10 protein-coding genes are annotated in these 19825 nt (G+C 38.0%); 5 read left to right on the top strand and 5 right to left on the bottom strand.

All coding sequences use genetic code 11. The features are described from left to right. Window positions 1-65 precede the first annotated feature (65 nt). Together BMY56_RS00285 and BMY56_RS00280 are read right to left on the bottom strand one after the other, a co-directional pair. Window positions 66-1202 carry an acyltransferase family protein gene (locus BMY56_RS00285; RefSeq protein ID WP_091618602.1) on the bottom strand — a complete coding sequence of 379 codons (1137 nt, stop codon included), beginning with the start codon at window positions 1200-1202 and terminating at the stop codon, window positions 66-68. Between the two features lie 22 nt (window positions 1203-1224). Next, the gene (locus tag BMY56_RS00280) at window positions 1225-1875 is read right to left on the bottom strand and encodes an ankyrin repeat domain-containing protein (protein WP_245737101.1); all 651 of its coding nucleotides are present in this window, start codon (window positions 1873-1875) and stop codon (window positions 1225-1227) included. A 597-nt stretch (window positions 1876-2472) separates the two neighbouring features. Here BMY56_RS00280 and BMY56_RS00275 point away from each other — a divergent pair. The 5 genes from BMY56_RS00275 to BMY56_RS00255 all read left to right on the top strand — a co-directional run bounded on the left by BMY56_RS00275 (window position 2473) and on the right by BMY56_RS00255 (window position 11156). Next, on the top strand, window positions 2473-4530 hold the full coding sequence (locus BMY56_RS00275) for a helix-turn-helix domain-containing protein (protein WP_091618598.1): 2058 nt from the start codon (window positions 2473-2475) through the stop codon (window positions 4528-4530). A gap of 786 nt (window positions 4531-5316) precedes the next feature. Next, window positions 5317-6411 carry an amidohydrolase family protein gene (locus BMY56_RS00270; protein WP_091618596.1) on the top strand — a complete coding sequence of 365 codons (1095 nt, stop codon included), beginning with the start codon at window positions 5317-5319 and terminating at the stop codon, window positions 6409-6411. Between the two features lie 249 nt (window positions 6412-6660). Next, on the top strand, window positions 6661-7596 hold the full coding sequence (locus BMY56_RS00265) for a formylglycine-generating enzyme family protein (RefSeq protein WP_245737100.1): 936 nt from the start codon (window positions 6661-6663) through the stop codon (window positions 7594-7596). Between the two features lie 24 nt (window positions 7597-7620). Beyond that, the gene (locus tag BMY56_RS00260) at window positions 7621-8967 is read left to right on the top strand and encodes a Gfo/Idh/MocA family protein (RefSeq protein ID WP_091618592.1); all 1347 of its coding nucleotides are present in this window, start codon (window positions 7621-7623) and stop codon (window positions 8965-8967) included. Between the two features lie 572 nt (window positions 8968-9539). Beyond that, a complete protein-coding gene (locus BMY56_RS00255; RefSeq protein ID WP_091618590.1) occupies window positions 9540-11156 on the top strand; it encodes a glycoside hydrolase family 31 protein in 1617 nt (538 codons plus the stop codon). Window positions 11157-11454: 298 nt separating this feature from the next. Here the strand turns inward: BMY56_RS00255 and BMY56_RS00250 are convergent, their stop codons facing one another. The 3 genes from BMY56_RS00250 to BMY56_RS00240 all read right to left on the bottom strand — a co-directional run bounded on the left by BMY56_RS00250 (window position 11455) and on the right by BMY56_RS00240 (window position 19799). Continuing rightward, window positions 11455-12558, bottom strand: a complete 1104-nt coding sequence (locus tag BMY56_RS00250; protein WP_091618588.1) for an acyltransferase family protein — start codon at window positions 12556-12558, stop codon at window positions 11455-11457. A 186-nt stretch (window positions 12559-12744) separates the two neighbouring features. Further along, window positions 12745-16281, bottom strand: coding sequence for a VCBS repeat-containing protein (locus BMY56_RS00245; protein ID WP_091618586.1), 3537 nt, complete (start codon window positions 16279-16281; stop codon window positions 12745-12747). Beyond that, window positions 16278-19799: a VCBS repeat-containing protein gene (locus BMY56_RS00240; protein ID WP_091618584.1), complete on the bottom strand. Its 3522-nt coding sequence runs from the start codon at window positions 19797-19799 to the stop codon at window positions 16278-16280. The genes BMY56_RS00245 and BMY56_RS00240 overlap by 4 nt, the downstream gene beginning before the upstream one ends. Between the last annotated feature and the right edge of the window lie 26 nt (window positions 19800-19825).

Genomic DNA, 19825 nt, shown 5'->3' with positions numbered 1-19825 from the left:
GACCGATTCCTCATAAAGTCATCCGTAAATCGATATTAAATAACTGTATATCAATTAACTACAGTTCACTTATCTAAATTAAGGAATTCTGGAAGTTCCGAATTCTTTGTTCCAGTGGGTTCTGTTAGCTTTTTGACGTTGGCCACTTGGTTGACTTGCCATTTCAGCCCAAACAATGGCCGTAAGAAACCGATTCTTCTGATGATGAATTCATAAATAAGATAGCACATAATACCCGTAAAAGCAGTAATAACGATGAATTTTAGCACGGTGGGCATTTCCAAAGGTAATATGAGCATGGCCCCTGCATACAGTACGAACATATGAATGATGTAGACCGGATAGGCTGCCTGGCTTAAATAGCTTAGGATCTTACTAGGTTTGTTCAAGTATTTATAACCAAAACCAAATACCCCAAAAATCCAGCAATTGGATTCGATGGCCATTAGATACCCTGGCGCTTCGGTAGCAAAAGCAAGGTATCGGATACCATACAGGATAGCTGCCAAACTAACATACAACCATCTCCACCTTAAAATGGTCTGCCAGAACGTTTTGCCACTGTACACCAAAAGGAAACCGAAAAAGAAAGCTAGGAATCCATTAAAAAAGCCATGCCAAGTCTGGGCATATAAGGCAAATATTTGGGGTTTTACCAGCAATACCTCGATGACAAAAAATAGGGATATCAACAAGGGCCCACCGGGATGGCTCATTAAAGCGGACAACCCTTTTTGGATTTTACCTTTTTCATGATTCTTCAAATAGTAAAAAACCGGCAAAAGCAGAACTACATAAACAAAGATATTTCCCAAGAACCATAAATGGCCTTGATGGGGAAAATAACCTAAAGGCATATTATAGTGTAGCTGAAAAACAAACATGTGTAAGGTTGTGATGGCAACAATACCAAATAGGAAAGGCAAGAGAATCCGCTTTGTACGTTCCAAAAGCAATTGTTTCCAGTTTCGTGTACGCATGGCGAAATAAAGTCCCATTCCCGATACAAAGAATAAGAATGGAATTCTCCACACGTTTAGCATGGTCATGGGTTTCCATAGCACCTCCAACGGTTCATCACTCTTTATGAAACCTATGAACATCGCCCATGGCTGGAAAATTATAGCTATATGATAGATAAGTAATAAACCAATGGCAATCACCCTTAGCCAATCGATATCATGTCTTCTTTCTGTTTTCATTTGAATAGAGATTGTAGTTCAATTATTGTAGCATCATAGCAATAACCGGACGTGTTTTTTCAATTTCCATCAGATCAATCTGTAGACCTAATGGTCCTAATTGTTGTTGTAGCATTTCATAGATGGGTTTTATTTCATCAAAAGGTCCCATAACGGTCGTGCGCGCAGTGGCGCCAAAATTGTTTTTTAAGGATTTGTCGGCATTCGCGTCTAAAAGCATTTGCACAATTTCAATCCTACCAAAAAATGCGGCCGTGTGCAAAGCAGTGGCACCATCATTGTTTTTTGAGCGTAGGTCTGCACCGGCGTCAATAAGTATTTGGGCAATCTTGTTTTTTCCAAAACTCGCGGCGGTGATCAATGGTGTAGCTCCGCTCATAGCATCTTTTTTATTCAAGTCTGTACCAGCCTTAACATGTTGTTCAACAGCTTCAAGGTTATCCGAAAGTATTGCTGTTTGAATGTTCATTTGTGGTGTCTCGATAATGGTCTTGGCTTCGACTTTAGTATCGGCTTGATTTTTAGACTTGTTACCCGACTGAGCGCATGAAGCGGTCAGTAGAAAAAGACCAAACGAAATGTAGGCTAGATTTTTTAAAGAACTAATTTTTAGTTTTTTACTCACGGCTTTGTTATTTAATTTTAATAGGTGTTCGTGCATCTTTGATTTCATGATTTTGATTTTTAATTGTTTGTTATAATTTTTGTTATGAGAAGGGATAGCCTTTGATGAGGGCCTACCCCTTTTTCTAACCCTATAAAGTGGGATTCTAATGAAGGTATTCTTTTGGTGTTGCCAAACGGATTCTCTTGCTGTCCTTCAAGTGACTGAAGTAAGTGAACCTTCTAGATTCCATTGGCGATTGACTGATGAATGTTTTCATGACTATGATTTTGATTATTATTTTTATTAACTGTGATTAGCGGTTATAGTTTCTGTACTGCGCCCATTGGGTTCTCTTGCTGTTGCTGAAAGATGAGAAGTACTGTCCAGTTCTTGTTTCCGTTGCCGTTCTTGTGATTGATGCTTTCATAATTATTATTTTAAATTGTTCGTTATGATTTTTGTGGTTACAAAGATGCCATGGAACTTGAAGCAAGCCCTATAAGCTATGCAGCGAACTATATTAAGTTTCGGGAGGGTATAAAAAATATGGCGCAGGCATATAAATTATGACGCAAAAGATGTCTTTTCCGATAAATAAGCGACCTTAGGGACAACAGGTAATTCCCTAGATTTTCACTAAATTAGAGCCAGTAAAAAAACAAAATGTCAAATCCTTCGGCCAACACATCAACCTTTATTGAACAAGCGGAAGCCCTGATTCTGGAGAATTTGGCCAATGAACAATTTGGTGTTTCCGAGCTGGCCGAGGCCACGAATATGAGCCGGTCCAACCTGTTGCGGAAAATCAAGAAGCAAACTAAACTTTCCGCAAGCCAATTCATTCGTCAAGTCCGCCTTAAAGAAGCTATGGATTTACTTAAGGAAGGCTCCTCGACTGTTTCAGAAATTTCGTATCAAGTAGGGTTTGGAAGTACCTCCTATTTTATTAAATGTTTTCGGGAACACTATGGATATCCTCCCGGGGAGGTGGGAAAAGATTCTGTAGAGTTGGAAACAGAAAAGGTTCATTCCAGCATTTTGGTACGATACCGTTGGCCTCTTATTGCTGGTATATCTGCGGCGCTTCTAGTTACCGCTTTGGTTATATTCAATAAAAAGGATAAAATAAAGGAACTGAAAATTGAAAAATCCATCGCCGTGTTGCCGTTCAAAAACGAGAGCAACGATTCCACCAATCTTTATTTTGTAAACGGACTCATGGAATCTGCTTTGAACAACCTACAGAAGATTGAGGATTTGCGGGTCATTAGTAGAACCTCGGTAGAGAAATACAGAAAAACGGACAAGGGTATTCCAGCCATCGCAGAAGAACTTAATGTGAACTATTTGGTTGAAGGCAGTGGCCAGCGTGTCGGTAATCAGGTTTTACTCAATATTCAATTGATAGATGCTTCAACCGACACCCCTATTTGGGTGGAGCAATACAATCGAGAAGTAGAGGACATTTTTGGCTTACAGAACGATGTAGCCAAGAAAATCGCAGATGCCATTGCTGCAGTAGTGACACCTTCCGAATTGGAGCAAATCGAGAGAAAGCCGACTGAAGATCTGATTGCCTATGACTATTTTCTCCAAGCATTAGATCCTTTTTATTCACAGACAACGGAAGGCTTGGAGGAGGCAATTCCGCTATTTCAAAAGGCAGTACAACAAGATCCCCAATTCGCGCGCGCCTATGCCAATCTGGCTATCTCGTACTATTATCTTGATATATTCCAAAGGCAAAAACAATATACCGATCTTATCAATAATTATTCTGACAAAGCATTACTATATGATCCTAAAAATGATGTAAGCCTTATCTCTAGGGCCCTGTATTACATGCATACCGAGGAATACAGATTGGCATTGCCCCATTTAGAGAAGGCCTTGGAGTACAGTCCCAATTCGGCCGATGTGGTACAAGTACTTTCTCTATTATACAACAGTTACATTCCAGATACTGCCAAATACCTCAAATACGCACTAATGGGTATTCAGCTAGATATTGCCGCCAACGACTCAGTTGCTAAAAGTTATATTTATTTAACACTTAGCAACGCGCTGGCCCAGACCGGTTTTATCGCTGAAGCTATGGAATACATTAACAAGTCGCTTGATTATAATCCAACGAACGACTATGCACCTTATTTGAAAGTCTACATCCAATATGCAAAGGACGGAGATTTGGAGCAAGCCAAAAAGTCTTTAATAGAAGAATTAGAAAAGGATAGCACACGTCTAGATATCCTACAGGAAGTCGCTAAGCTTCACTATTTCCAAGAGGACTACGATGGCGCTTTTACCTACTACAAGAAATTTGTAGAAACGAGGAAAAAACGTAACATGAAAATTTATCCTCAAGAAAACGGAAAGATAGCTCTGGTCTATGAGAAAATGGGGCTAAAAGAACAAGCGGCTAATTTTTTCAAGGAATATGCTGAATACTGCGAAGAGGACGAATCCATTTACAAGAGTGCCAGCATGGCGCAAAAGTACGCCTATGAAGGAAAAATCGACGAGGGTATCGAGCAGCTTAATGTTTTTGCGACACAAGATAATTATCAATATTGGATTTTGTTGTTCCTGGAAAAGGATCAGCTTAACAAGCAGCTGAAAAGACATCCTGAGTATAAGACGACGGTTCAAAAAATAAAAGACCGCTTTTGGGAAAATCATGCCAAGCTCAAAAAGACTTTAGAGGAAAACGACCTTATCTAATGTATTAAACTCTACTTTTCTTGCAATGCTTTATTGCCACAACTATAAAATACGTTTAGCACTATTTCGAAGTAGTAGCCCTATAAAGACACGGTTTTATAGGACACTTTTATAAAATGAAAACTCTTTTCGAAAAGATTCCTATTCTTGGTCTCTTTTAGTATTCTCGTTAATTAACCTTTTGTGAGACATTTTAACATATGTATAAATCTTAGTAAAAGTTTTAAGAAATAACACTTTTACCCTGGGTGTGGAAAAGTTCCATATTTAGTTCTAGTCCGAGTTCACCGAGAACTCAAATGTTAAAACCCTTTATACAAAGAACTTAAGAAGATATTTGATGAAAATAGGACACGTTCGATATATAATTTGTACCGTTTTGGTACGTCTTGGCAGCATTTTTAAAAACAGAAAACCCTGACAATCAATTGATTATAAGGGTTTTACTTTCAATTAGTCGTGGTGGCAGAGTTAGAACCCCTACCCTATCACATTAATAACCAATATGTTACGATCAATTTTTCAAAATAGGTAACCGAATAGGTCTACCCGAAAGGCTGTTTGATACTTTCATTACCTGCAGATAGCTGATCAATACCAAAACGATTTATATTTAATTTATCCTTTATCTGAACTTTCCTAAATTGAAGAATTTTATAAATGTACTATTCAAAAAAATAGGAAATCGGTTAAAATAATAAGTATTTATCTTAAACCAACTTAAAAATCAAAAAATAACTTATATTTAATTTCATTAAAAAGCAATTAACTTTCAATTTATATAAAATGAGAAATTTATTCTTTCTTTTCGTTGTATTTTCATTTGTGTCATGTAAGCAAAAAACGACCAATAAAGAATCGGGTAGTGAAATGAAAGTTATTCCTAAAAGTTATGAAGCTGAGATAATAGATGTACATACCCATTTTCAGAAAGACCGAAATTATTTCAATGATTTCATGGAAAATCGCAAAATGAAAACGATTTTGGTGGATGTGGCCAAACATAACCCCACAGACTCTACCCAAGTTGAGCGAAGTTGGGACGATTATGTGGCCTTAGCAGAAAAGCACCCTGATCTTTTTTGGCTATGTTCTTCTTTAATGGGCGTAGGAATCGATTCTCCCGATTTCGCTCAAAATGAAATTGAACGTTTAAAGAAAGAAATTGCCCAAGGAGCTAAAATGGTGAAGGTTTGGAAAAATTTTGGCATGGTTACCAAAGACAATTCAGGTAAATACATACAGATAGATGACCAAAGACTACAACCTATTTGGAATTTTCTAAAGGAACAAAATATTCCGGTCATGGCACATATAGCGGAACCCGTACAAGCCTGGAGGCCACTAAATCCCAATAGCCCCCATTTTGGCTATTACAGTGAACATCCAGAATATCACGCTTATAATTTTCCAAAGATACCGTCATATGAAACTATCATTGCCGCAAGAGACAATTGGATAGCGAACAATCCCGACCTTCAAATTCTTTGCGCACACGTTGGAAGCATGTCACATGATGTTGCTATGGTTGCGCAACGCTTGGACAGCTTTCCTAACATGAAAGTTGAACTGGCCGCAAGGTTTGGTGACCTTGCCACACAAGATTCCAAAAAAGTGAGGACCTTTTTTGAAAAGTACCAAGACCGAATTTTATTCGGAACAGATTTTGGAAATAATGGCGACCAAAATAATCTTAGTGCTGAAGAACTAGCTGCGGAACAGGAAGAATTGGCCGCAAATTATGACAGATTACATGCCTATTTGAGTACGTCTGATTCGGTTTTGATTAGAGGACAGGCTAATGTGGGACTTTCCTTGCCAAAAGAAGTACTTCAAAAAATATATGCTACCAACATAAAGAATTTCTTGAACCTAAAATAAGTCTCGTTCTGAAATACAATGATTGTTCTTACCCTACAAATTAATATTTATCAAATACTTTGGTAATTGTATCTCTTTCACTAAATTTCGTTTAACTTATATTTAGTTTCTTTTTAAATAGCGCCCACAAAATTTATGATAAGTTTCAGCCTCTTTAGCTATTTAAAAGACTCAGCCATTTGACTATAGTATAATTTTTTTTTGTTCATGGGAATATTCAATCGATCACTACTTTTTTTAATCACTTTAATGGGAATTAATTCTGCGCACTCCCAAAGAGAGGTATTGGAGGATTTCACACAGACCATTGAAGGTTCCAAATTGGAAATAGAAATGGTTGCGATTCCTTCGGGAAACTTTTTATTGGGAAGCCCCACATCGGAAGAAAATAGAAATATTGATGAAGGACCCACCAATACAGTGAAATTAGATGCTTTTTGGGTGTCTAAATATGAGATTACATGGGAAATTTATAACCTTTTCGTAAACAGAGCCATTGATAGTATCGAGCAAAACAATAAAGCCACTGAATTATATTTGGAAATCGATGCCATAGCCGGCGCGACCATACCCTATGTGGATATGAGCTTGGGTATGGGCACAAGCAAGGGACTACCTGTTGGTAACGTCACGCAGTACGCGGCATCTCAATTCTGTAAATGGCTTTCTGCCAAGACCGGGTATTTTTATCGATTGCCCACGGAGGCCGAGTGGGAATACGCGGCCCGTGCAGGAACCTCGACCGCCTATCATTTTGGTGACGACCCCAAAGAATTGGAAGACTATGCATGGTCGTACGAAAATAGCGGGGATACCTATCATCAAGTTGGTCAAAAACAACCCAATCCTTGGGGTCTCTACGATATGCATGGCAATGTGGCGGAATGGACCTTAGACCAATATGAACCGGAAAACTATAACTCCAGAAACGGTATTTCGGAAGCTCCTGTGGAATTTCCGGCGGAGGCATATCCTATTTCCGTTAGAGGCGGTTCCTATTATGACGATCCCGAATATCTAAGAAGTGCCGCACGGATGGGTTCCACGGAAAACTGGAAGATGCGTGATCCCCAATTCCCAAAGAGCAAATGGTGGAATACCGATGCTCCTTTTGTAGGTTTCCGTATCGTTCGTGACCCCAATGTGCCAACAGAAAGCGAAATACATAATTATTGGGGCGAGTAGCCCATAACCTAAAAATAAACACTCATGAAAAGTTCTAAGAATGAAACCAGTCTAAACCCCAAGACCTCCAGAAGGGGATTTTGTAGAAACACAGCTCTCGTAAGTGCAGGAATGCTATTACCGGGACTGGAAATGAGTGCCATGGTCAATGTTTTTAACGATAAGAAATTGAAATTGGCCGTAATAGGTTGTGGCGGTCGTGGTTCTGGTGCTGCCAACCAAGCGTTAAAGGCAGATGAAAATATTGAATTGGTGGCCATGGCCGATGCCTTTCAAGACCAGCTGGACAATAGCCTTTCCAATTTGCAAAAGGAGTTCGAAGGGACCAAAAAAGTGAACGTGAAGGATGCCCATAAATATGTGGGGCTAGATGCGTATAAAAAAGCCATAGACCAAGCGGATGTTGTGATCCTGGCAACACCACCGGGATTTAGACCGTACCACTTTGAATATGCCATCAATGCCGGAAAACACGTCTTCATGGAAAAACCGGTAGCTACCGATGCACCTGGCATACGAAAAGTACTGGAAATGGCTAAAGTGGCCAAGGAGAAAAAATTGAACGTGGTCGTTGGCCTTCAACGTCATTATCAAAATAACTATTTGGCGATAGCCGATAAAATACAACAGGGCGATGTAGGTAAAATCGTTTCCGGACAAGTATATTGGAACAGTGCCGGAGTTTGGGTACGACCACGTCAGGAAGGCCAGTCCGAACTGGAGTACCAAATGCGCAACTGGTATTACTTTAATTGGCTTTGTGGAGACCACATCCTGGAGCAACACATCCACAACATCGATGTGGCCAACTGGTTCATTGGGGAATATCCAATTTCAGCGCAGGGCATGGGCGGCAGACTGGTACGTACCGGAAAGGAACATGGCGAAATTTTTGACCATCATTTCGTGGAGTTCACCTACCCTAGTGGGGCGGTGATCGCAAGTCAATGCCGTCACCAACCGGGCACCTGGTCCAAGGTGGGAGAGAATTTTCAGGGCACCAAGGGCAGTATTGAAATGAACGACGCTGGCGCCGCTAGTATCGTGGGACTGGACGGTGAAAAAATGTTCGACTACCGTAACCGCAACGATCCCAATCCGTACCAAGTGGAGCATGACCGTTTATTCGCATCCATCCGGAACAATGAAGTCATCAGCGATGCCGAGAATGGGGCCAAAAGTACCATGACCGCAATTATGGGAAGAATGGCCACCTATTCCGGTAAAGTGATTACTTGGGAAGATGCTTTGGAATCCAAAAAACTTTTGATGCCCAGTGAACTCACTTGGGATTCGAAGCCACCAAGCCTACCGGGACCGGATGGACTGTATCCCATACCAACGCCAGGAGTAACTGACGTTTTGAGTTAGGGTTTAATAACCAACCAACACAACTATTGTATTTGAATTCAATAACAATACTTAAATATTAAGGCAATATGAGTCTAATTAGCTTTTGATTGAATATTAAAACAAGCCATTCATATGACATTTAAGAGTATTAGCTAAAGAATTAAAACGGTAAACTAACTTTTTGAACTGGACAGTTATTTATTCCTGAAAAATAAAATTGACGGATGGAGGTCATAATTATGTGCGTCAAAATTTGATATCTATCAATATCATATGTTTATCAAGTGGTAGATGTTTTTTCTTAAGCTATTCGGAGAGGTGAAAAATTAAACGAGTTTTATAATAAATTGTATTAGTAGCACTTTAGTTACTATTTTTAACTAGTAAGAATTTGCGTAAAACCAAAAAGAAAATTAGTATAAATTCGAAAATTATACCATTTACACTGTCTAAATTGTTAATTAAAATATTGGCGACAATCACATCTCATGCTGAAACAAATAAAAGAATCATAGATGTTTAACAACATGCACTTTGGTAATCAAACAAGAATAATTTCAACACCTAAACTTAAATTGAATAATTAGAGAATGAGAAAAATAGTACTAGTTTCAATATTATTGATTACTACTATTAAAGCATTTACCCAATATGAGGAAAAAGTTGAAATAGTAATGCTAGAGGGCGAATATTGGTGGGGCGGACTTAGTGCTATTGGTCATAATACCCCTTATGATTCCAAAAGTGTTGAAAGCCATGATCTTTGGGGAGATAATAAAGGAAACCAAGCTCAACCTTTGCTTTTGTCAAATAAAGGAAGGTATGTTTGGAGTGAATCACCTATAAAATATTCATTTGATAGAGGAAAAATAACCTTAACCACCAGATCTGGAGAAATTCAATTTGGAAGTGCAGGTAATAATTTATCGGATGCTTTCAACTTTGCCGTTTCCCATTTTTATCCTCCAAATGGAAAAATTCCTGATGAACTTTTATTTACAAAACCACAATATAACACTTGGATAGAGCTAACCTATAACCAGAATGAAGATGACATCTTAGCATATGCCAAGGCCATAATCGATAAAGGATACCCCCCTGGAGTACTAATGATAGATGACAATTGGCAGGAAAGCTATGGCACATGGGAGTTTTCCCCGCGACGATTCAAGAATCCAAAGGAAATGATCAAAAAACTCCACAATATGGGTTTTAAGGTTATGCTATGGGTATGTCCATTTGTAAGTGCAGATACCGAAGTTTTCAGACATTTGGCAAAAGAAGGAATGTTGTTACTGGATGACGATAAAACGCAAGAGGTTTTATGGTCAAATACAAAAAACAAAGCGGCTATTATTCGATGGTGGAATGGGGCAAGTGCTTGCCTAGATTTAAGCAATCCAAAAACCCAAGACTGGTTTGTAGATAGGTTGAAATTTTTGATGGATGAATATGGTGTTGATGGATTTAAATTTGATGCGGGCGATGCTGATTTTTATACCGATGATATTTTGTCATTTGTACCGGAATTAAATCCAAATGATCATACGACCTATTTTGCAAGATTGGGATTGCAGTTTCCGTTGAATGAATATAGAGCATCTTGGAAAATGGCAGGGTTGCCTTTAGTGCAACGCCTAAGGGATAAAAATCATGATTGGAATGACCTTCAAAAACTCATTCCGGATTTAATGTCTCAAAGTATTATGGGATATGCCTATACATGCCCGGACATGATTGGTGGAGGTGAATATCAATCTTTTCAAAATTCTACAACTATAGATGAAGAATTGGTGGTGCGTTCAGCACAAGTACACGCCTTGATGCCTATGATGCAATTTTCTGTTGCCCCTTGGCGGGTCCTTTCAGAGGAAAACAACAGATTATGTCTTGAAGCCGCTTTACTACATGTTAAAATGGGAACTTTGATTCTAGATTTGGCTAAAAAAGCTTCAAAAACCGGGGAACCCATCGTAAAACCAATGGCTTTGGCATATCCCAATAGTGGTTATGAAAACATAAAGGACCAATTTATGCTCGGAGACCAAATATTGGTTGCCCCTGTTGTTCAAAAAGGAAGACGTAACCGAAAGGTAATTTTACCTAAAGGCTCCTGGATAGATGAGAAAGGAGTAACTTTTAGAGGAGGAAGAGCCATTGATATTGAAGTCCCCATGAGTCGCTTACCCTACTTTACAAAGAAATAATAAAAAGCTTGCCTGTTTTTTCATTTTCCAATGGTCTTTAAACAGGCTTTTTTATTTGACCTTTACGTAAAATTTAAAAAACCAATTGTATTCAAACATGTTGTTGACTTTACAAAAACCTTGGTCGTTCAATTTTTTGTAAATCCATACTTCAAGTCAAAAACAAGTTTGTCAAGTAAATGAAAAAAACATTTCAACCTTTCAATTAATAGACTTTACCTAACACTAATCACCTAATCTTTCCTTGATTCCAAATCAACTTTGGCATTTGATAAAATTAGAACTACAAACCTGGATTTTAAATTTTAAAATAAATCTTATGCTTATCCAAAAAATACGTGATATACCAAAATATAAAAAGTACAAATAGGGAGTTTAAAACAAGTATTAGATCTTCAGAAATATTGAGCGGACCAAAAATTCCTTTGGTAAATATTAATCCGAAACCCCTGAACCATTGTATGCCCACTGTTTCCGAAAACAAGTAAATAAATATTGAATTGGTACCTACAACAGAAAAAACCTGCAACCACTTTTTGCGATTGTTACGCACGTCTATGTACCAATAGAACAAAGTCAAGGCCAAAAGGGTAAATCCGCCGGAAACAAGGGTAAACGAAGTTGTAGCTATCCTTTTTACAATTGGTGTAATGCCTGTCAAATCTAGAAAATAGCCACTTAACAGTAAAATAAAACCACCAATTACAAACATTTTCAACTTCTCTTTTTCTGCGCGTTTTGATAATAATACTTGACCACAGACAACACCCCAAATGGTGTGTGCAGCAGTAGGCATGAAGTTTATTGTCACCCAACCACCGTTATTTATTTTACCCATCAAAAGCATATCCATGTAGGATCCGAAACTCGCCCCATTATTATAAGGATCCTGAAAATCATACATTCTATACAATACCTCTGTAAGAATTAGCAATCCCAGAGATATTAAAAGCTGATATTTATGGGGCAGGTTCATGATTGCATACGCAATAAGAATAGTGAAAGCCAATTGAACCAATACATTCCATAACTCCCAAACCAACTCATGACTGTAAACACAGTGAAGTAAGACACCAAATGCAAACAAGAGCAAACAACGTTTAAGAATATGTTTATTTACCTGACTTTTAGAGCTGGTTGCAAGCCTTTTACGCAAAGAAAAGGGCATGGCAACCCCAACGATGAACATGAAAAAAGGTTGTATCAAATCCCAAAAGCGTAATCCATGCCATGGATGATGGTGTAATTGCAATGCTACGGGTTCCAAGAACGTATGCTCGGCAAAATCATAAAAATTATGGTGAAAACCTGCCGCTTCAGCAATGAGCAGGAACATAGTTAGGCCCCTAAAGACATCTAATGAAAATAAACGATTCGATAATTTTTCGGTTGATACTGCCATGGTTTGTCTGTTATAGGTTGGTAATCTTAATTTCAAATTTTAAAAAAAGTACTCGAATTTTATATGGTTTGATATTTCATCTGTCAACTTATTTTAGGTAGTGTGAGGTTATTCAAAAAAATCCAAGTAATTTAATTGTACTCCCAATACGGACTTAGCGGAAAGAAAAGTCCTAGATAATAATATTTATAGCACCGAACCTTCCTCATAAACCGTTTTACTATCGCCACGATTATCCTTCAATTTTATGGTCTTCATATGATTATTTAAAAAGATGCTTCTGCTGTTTTGCGACAAGTAACCCTCACCAAGATAAAATTCCCGTTTGTAGCTTGTTCCGTCTTTTAGAATAATCTCGGCACTGACTATATTTGCAGGAACTTTGATACTGCTTAATGGAGCTTCTTGTTGATTATTTAGTTCAAATATTTTTAAGGGAGCATCATTATTTGCCACAAGCACATACATTGTACCATCTGCTTTTGTCAATTTAGATAATGCACTAGCGTCCCAATCATTCAAAAAACCGCTTTTTTCAAAAGGTAAGGTTGAAAATTGACCTTTGCCGTTTCCTTTTAAAACAATTCCTTTAATGGCATCATACCTTCCTATAGAGACTTCCGTTGTATATGAATTACCTGTTAATAATGCATCTAAAGCACCATCTCCATCAAAATCGTCAACAAGTATACCCTCAATTGGACCCATTTGACAACTTTTCGGCAAAGCTTTAACGGAAAACTGTCCGTTACCTAGATTCTCCAAAAATGAACTTTCAAAAAGGTTACTACGCAATATGTAACTACCATCTACTTCGTCTGGGAGGAAGGCATCTTCAAAGGTAACATCCGAATAGGACTCATAAGTTTTAAAGCGGGCCCTCATAGCTTTGATTTGACCAATAATCTCATCGCGTGAATGCACAATATATTCTTCTCCTTCCGTAAAATAGCTCATCACCGGGTCTATTTTTCCATTTTTATCAAAATCCTTTGCATAAATGGACACTGGCGTTTGCTTTGAAACGTTATATCTATTATTAAGACCAAGGTTGCCCAGTAGGTAATCAATGTCACCATCATTATCAAAATCGCCACCTGACACACTATTCCACCACCCACTAGTATTTAATAAACCTGCTTTTACCGGTTCTACATATTCCAATTTTCCTCGGTTATTATGAAATAGAGTAATGGGCATAAATTCACCTACTACCATAAGATCTGTCCAGCCATCATTGTCATAATCGGTCCATAATGCAGAGGTAACCATAGTAAGTTTATTCCAATTATTAATGGAAGCGCTTATGTCTCTAAACCCTATTTTTCCAGTTTTGGAGTCCGAAACGTTTTCCAATAGATAACTTTTTGCCGGTGTTGGATAAGACCCAGGACTTACCCTTCCACCAATGAATAGATCCAAATCGCCATCATGATCAAAATCTGAAGCGTTAACCACTGAACCACTGGAATTTAATTCTGGGAAATCCAAAAAACGGATAAAATTACCTTTACCATCATTAATATACAGACGATCTTGGTAAGATGTATTGCTATTATCCGATGACACGCCTCCACTTACTACATATAAATCTTGGTCTTGGTCTCCATCCACATCAAAGAAAAGAGCACCCATATCCTCAAAATTAGCTTCAGGAGCAAAAGGGCTGGCGCTAAATTGTCCCTTTGAATTTTGTAAAAATAACTTTCCAGGAAATCCAGCCGCCCCTCCAATGTAGAAATCCTCAAAGTCATCATTGTTGACATCACCTACCGCAATTCCAGGTCCATTCCGGGAGTGCATATGGGGCAAAATATATTGTATATTGAAATCTACCATAGGGTCTTCCTTGTGGTTATAGAATATCCCTAAAGAATCCGTAACATTAGTGAACAAAGAAAAATCATAACTACTACCGCTGATTGTACTATCCTTAAATTTTGCCAATGATTGATCCAGTGTCAACAGCTGATTGGCCTTTATATTGGTAAGTATTTGTTCCCTTTCGTCTGGCCAGGTAATTTTAAGAGAATCAATGGAGGTAAATTTTCCGATACCAAAATGCACCGTACGGTCAACGGCAGATTCGTATCCCCTACTGAGATATTGTTCATAAAATTGGGTAATGCTGTCTGTCGTAATTTTGATAGTGGCCCCTATGCCATCCAGGTTACCTTTTTCACCTTTAAGCTGTACCCGCAAATAATTGCTGTTTTCACGAGCATTTGCCGTATTCTCATATAAAAATGCCGGTTGATTAACATTGTTTACAATCAAATCCAGATCCCCATCATTGTCCAAATCGGCATATGCAGCACCATTAGAGCAACTTGGTATATCAATGCCCCAATCCTTTGTTACATTTTCAAAAGTAACATCTCCTTTATTCCTATAAGCATAATTGTTCAATTTTGCTGGAGGTAAATCACGAATGGATTCAAGTTTTTTTCGCATCTTGGCATCGTAGTCGCCCAAAGGATTGTCATAAATATTTTGGTAATTAATATAATCCAAGTTTCCCAAATCTCTTAAAAACCCGTTAGTTATATAGATATCTTTAAAACCGTCATTATCATAATCTGCAAAAAGTGGACTCCAGCTCCAATCCGTACTGCTAATTCCAGACATAAAACCGATTTCACTAAACTCATCCCCACCCCTATTAAGCTGTAACGTATTACGACTATATTGTGGATCATAACCCGCTTTCAACATTAATTGAAACCTATCATACCCTGTAGATGATATAATTAACTTTTGCCTCTTATTGTCTTCGGGCCTCATATCTAAAACCAGGATATCGGTTTTACCATCATTGTTCATATCGGCCACATCATTTCCCATCCCCGCATAGGAGCTATGATTAATAAACTCGCTTAGTTTATTGTCAAAAGTGCCATCCTTCTGGTTTATATAGAGGATGTCACTCCCTATAAAGTCATTGGATATATAAATGTCTGGCCAACTATCATTATTTATATCCGATACCCCAATTCCGAGGCCGTATCCTTCAGTTAGGATTCCAGCTTCCATGGTGACATCTAAAAAGGTACCATTACCCTCGTTTCTATAAAGGCGATCATTACTTAGAGACTCTCCATTCAGCTTTCTTGGTTTACTAGTATTAACAAGCTGTTCATAGGCAGCGGGATTGACCAATAAATACATGTCAAGATCTTGGTCTTTATCATAGTCAAAGAATGCAGCGTGCATGGATTGTCTTGTATCCGCAAGGCCATAGTCTGCTGCCTTTTCCTCAAAAGTTAAATTGCCATTGTTGATATACAATAAGTTTGCCCTCTCCGATTCTTTAGCTCCTCCCGACACACAGACATAAATATCCAACCATCCATCTTGATTGATATCTACCATGGTAACTCCAGTACCCCAACTAGAATTAAGGATTCCCGCTGTTTCACTAATATCCTCAAATTTTAGCCCACCTTTGTTGAGAAAGAGCCTGCCGGACACCATATTGCCACTAAAATATACATCTGGTAGCCCATCATTGTTAATATCACCTACAGCCACCCCTGCACCTGTATAGATGTTCATGAATTCAAATACATTGACACTATCATTCTCAATGATCGTATTTTCAAATTGAATTCCGGTATCTTTTGGAGTTAGGAGTCTAAACAATTCAGGCTGTTTACGACCACATGAAAAAATAATGGTAGAAAACCCTATTAAAAGAAAAACATATGAGTAAATCCTTTTCATTGTATTAGCAATATTTCATGTTCATTACCCTGAAAATCAACAATTATCACGGAACTTGCATTTCTTGGAATTTTAAAGGCCCTACTAGGCTGGGATAGATATCCAGATGATCGAACAAATTCAAATCGTTGAACAGAACCATCAGAATACTCAATTTTTGCTGCAACCTCATTTTCTTTGGGATAATAGATTTTATGTGACGGAGTCTCATATTCTAAAACGGCAACAGGCCCATTGTTGATTCCAGCGATTATAAGCTCTTGGTCACCTGATCTTAGGTTCACCAATGATTTGGCATCCCCTTTTACCAAAAAACCACTTTCCCTAGATTCTATAGAGTTAAAACTCCCTTTTCCATCACCTGATAATAACCAACCAATCGAGGCATCATATTGACCTGAAAATACTTCAGCGTTATAAAAATTTCCTACCGCAAGGACATCCAAATCGCCATCATTGTTATAATCGCCTACCAAGGTCCCATACATAGGAGCCGTTTGCATCATTTTGGGTAATGCGGATAACTTAAATTTACCATGGCCTAAATTCTCCAAATAGCTATTGGCAAAAGTTTTACTTTTAACAACATAAGCGTCCTCTAATTCTTGCTTTAAAAACGATTCATTGAAGGTTGCTTCGGCATAATCAGAATAGGATCTAAACCTCCCCTTCATTGCGCTTATTTGTTTGATTAGGTCATTCCTTGAATGGGCCAAATAATTCTCACCATTTATATAATAACTCATAACGGGGTCGATCTGTCCGTTTTTATCAAAATCTTTGGCATAAATGCGTAGAGGTTCATCTGTACTTATGCCAAAACGGTTATTCAATCCAAAATTTCCAAGTATATAGTCCATATCACCATCCCTGTCAAAGTCTCCGGAACTTATACTGTTCCACCAGCCATGACTGTTCTCAAGGTTGCTAGTCTCACTTATTTCCTTTAAAACTCCCTTATCATTCTGAAAGATCTTTATGGGCATAAACTCACCGACCACAATCAAGTCTGGCCAATTATCATTGTTAAAATCAGTCCAAAGCGCAGCGGTTACCATTCCCAAATCGTTGAGTTGGTTATTACGTAGGTCTTCCATAAATCTTATTCTTCCTTTTTTGCTATTATTCAGCAAGAGCATGCTCTTTGGAACAAGGGGGTATTCTCCTGGGCTTACCCTTCCGCCAACAAAAAGATCCATCAAACCATCCCGGTCGTAATCTACAGCAATTACTACAGAACCGCTTGCGCTGTTTTTGGGTAAAGCGTAATTTCTTGTAAAAGTGCCCGTACCATCATTTTCATACAATCGGTCTTCGTATAACTCACTGTCTTTACCAAAACTACTGCCCCCACTTACAATATATAGGTCTTGATCCCCATCGTTATCGGCATCAAAAAACAAGGAACCCATATCCTCATATTCAGGGTCTTTAAAATCAATTTTGGCGAAATTTTTATTCTCCTGTTGTATCATAAGAGCTCCTGATTGTCCTGCGGCACCGCCAACAAAACAGTCTTCCAATCCATCTCCATTGATATCCGCAACAGCAATCCCGGGACCGTTTCTAGAATGCATATGTGGCAACAAAGCCTGGACTTTATAATCCACAAAATTATCTTCGCGATGGACAAAAGGAAATAGTGTAGTGTCTTTTGGATAAAATGTTTGTTTATAGCTTTCTTTAGCTATAAGCTGATCTGAATTCCATTCTGATGCATTCTTGTAATCTAGGTCATATACTTGTCCAGTAGCAACATCCTTTAAAAGTTGTTTTTTACCATCAGGCCAAGAAACTATAACCGAATCTATTTGTTTTACATCCCCAAGCCCAAAGTGAATTCCAGACTCAACCGAAGAAAGATAACCTCTATAGGGAGTATTGTACCCAACCTGTTTTTTAAAATTGTAACGAATTTCAACTTGACTTCCAAGGCCATCCCTATTTTTAGACGTTCCAGTGAACTTAAATTTGATATAATTGCTTGATGGGTTTTGATCACTCTGGTTTTCATATAATCCTGCAGGGTCATCGATATTATTTATGACCAAATCCAAATCCCCGTCATTATCAAAATCTGCATAAGCCGAGCCATTAGAATATGTGCGATTTTTAAAGCCAGCTTTTTCGGTGATATTTTCGAAACCCAATTCCCCGGTATTTCTATAAAAATAGTTTTGAATCTTAATTTCAGGTAATTTATTCAATTCCTCTATTCTGGCCTTTCTATTTGCTTCTTCTGTGCCCATGGTGAGTATAGTTCGCCCGTAGTCCATAAAATCCAAATTGGTAACATCTTGCCTATAGCCATTTGTAATATAAAGGTCTTTAAAACCATCTTGGTCAAAATCGGCAATAAGCGGACTCCAACTCCATTCTGTTGCTGATATGCCCGCCAATTGCCCTATTTCACTAAAAGTACCGTTTCCGTTATTTAACTGTAATGTATTCCTAATATATTGAGGTTCATATCCGAATGATCTCCCCAAATGAAACTGATCATAGTTATTGCCTATCATAGTAAGCTTATGCCGTTTATTATCTTCTGGGAGCATATCAAGTACTACTACATCCATTAGACCGTCGTTATTAATATCTGCAATATCATTACCCATACCGTTGAATGTTAAGTGTTCAAAATAGTTGGCTATTTCATTTTGAAATGTTCCATTTTTTTGATTGATATATAGGATATCGGGGGTTAAAAAATCATTGGATATGTATATATCGGGCCATCCATCCCTATTAAAGTCAAAAACTTCAACTCCTAGACCAAAACCTTCAATTAAAATATTGGCTTCCTTAGATACATCCGTAAAAGTGCTATTGCCATTGTTCCTGAACAATTTGTCCATCGAAGGAGCCTTTCCCGTTTTTTCTAAAGGACGTGCGGTATTCCTATTAAAGTCTACCAATGCATTATTTAGCAAGTACATATCTAGATCTCCATCCATATCATAATCAAAAAAAACAGCCTGTACGGAGTATGCATCATCATTTAAACCCCATTTTAAAGCGGACTCTGTAAAAGTCAAACCTTTACCCTTACTACCATTATTGATAAAAAGTAAGTTGGCCTTTTCCTCACTTGTAGATCCCCGCGGTCCACCTCTGCTAACGTATATATCCGGATAAGAGTCTTGGTTTATGTCAACTATAGCGACTCCATTTGACCAATTTTTAGTACCTGTATTTGATGATGTGGTAACATCCTCAAATTTCCAATCACCTAGATTTCTATAGAGTCTATTGCTCGACATATTAGCAGTAAAATAGATATCCTGAAAACCGTCCAAATCAAAATCGGCCACAGCTACTCCTGCTCCATTATACATGTATTCAAAGTCAAGGACTGTCAACTCATCGGATAAAATAAGTTGATTCGAGAAATGAACACCTGTTTCCCTAGGTGTTTTTAATTTAAATAAAGGTGTAGTATTATCACATCCAATATATACAAGCGCAAAAACTATGGCTAGGTAATTCTTTAAGCTTTTCCTAAAAAGACTTGAAAACATAATGATTGACAAAATTGATTGTTCCT

Source organism: Maribacter orientalis (assembly GCF_900109345.1).
Lineage (GTDB): Bacteria > Bacteroidota > Bacteroidia > Flavobacteriales > Flavobacteriaceae > Maribacter > Maribacter orientalis.
The sequence above is the reverse complement of the archived record's forward strand: the minus strand, read 5'-3'. Positions and strand labels throughout refer to the sequence as shown.

What these genes read in the sequence shown, in the direction of transcription:
- BMY56_RS00240 (WP_091618584.1), bottom strand. Translation starts at nt 19,799, where the DNA reads ATGTTTTCAAGTCTTTTTAGGAAAAGCTTAAAGAATTACCTAGCCATA.
- BMY56_RS00255 (WP_091618590.1), top strand. Translation starts at nt 9,540, where the DNA reads ATGAGAAAAATAGTACTAGTTTCAATATTATTGATTACTACTATTAAA.
- BMY56_RS00280 (WP_245737101.1), bottom strand. Translation starts at nt 1,875, where the DNA reads ATGAAATCAAAGATGCACGAACACCTATTAAAATTAAATAACAAAGCC.
- BMY56_RS00245 (WP_091618586.1), bottom strand. Translation starts at nt 16,281, where the DNA reads ATGAAAAGGATTTACTCATATGTTTTTCTTTTAATAGGGTTTTCTACC.
- BMY56_RS00260 (WP_091618592.1), top strand. Translation starts at nt 7,621, where the DNA reads ATGAAAAGTTCTAAGAATGAAACCAGTCTAAACCCCAAGACCTCCAGA.
- BMY56_RS00275 (WP_091618598.1), top strand. Translation starts at nt 2,473, where the DNA reads ATGTCAAATCCTTCGGCCAACACATCAACCTTTATTGAACAAGCGGAA.
- BMY56_RS00265 (WP_245737100.1), top strand. Translation starts at nt 6,661, where the DNA reads ATGGGAATTAATTCTGCGCACTCCCAAAGAGAGGTATTGGAGGATTTC.
- BMY56_RS00250 (WP_091618588.1), bottom strand. Translation starts at nt 12,558, where the DNA reads ATGGCAGTATCAACCGAAAAATTATCGAATCGTTTATTTTCATTAGAT.
- BMY56_RS00285 (WP_091618602.1), bottom strand. Translation starts at nt 1,202, where the DNA reads ATGAAAACAGAAAGAAGACATGATATCGATTGGCTAAGGGTGATTGCC.
- BMY56_RS00270 (WP_091618596.1), top strand. Translation starts at nt 5,317, where the DNA reads ATGAGAAATTTATTCTTTCTTTTCGTTGTATTTTCATTTGTGTCATGT.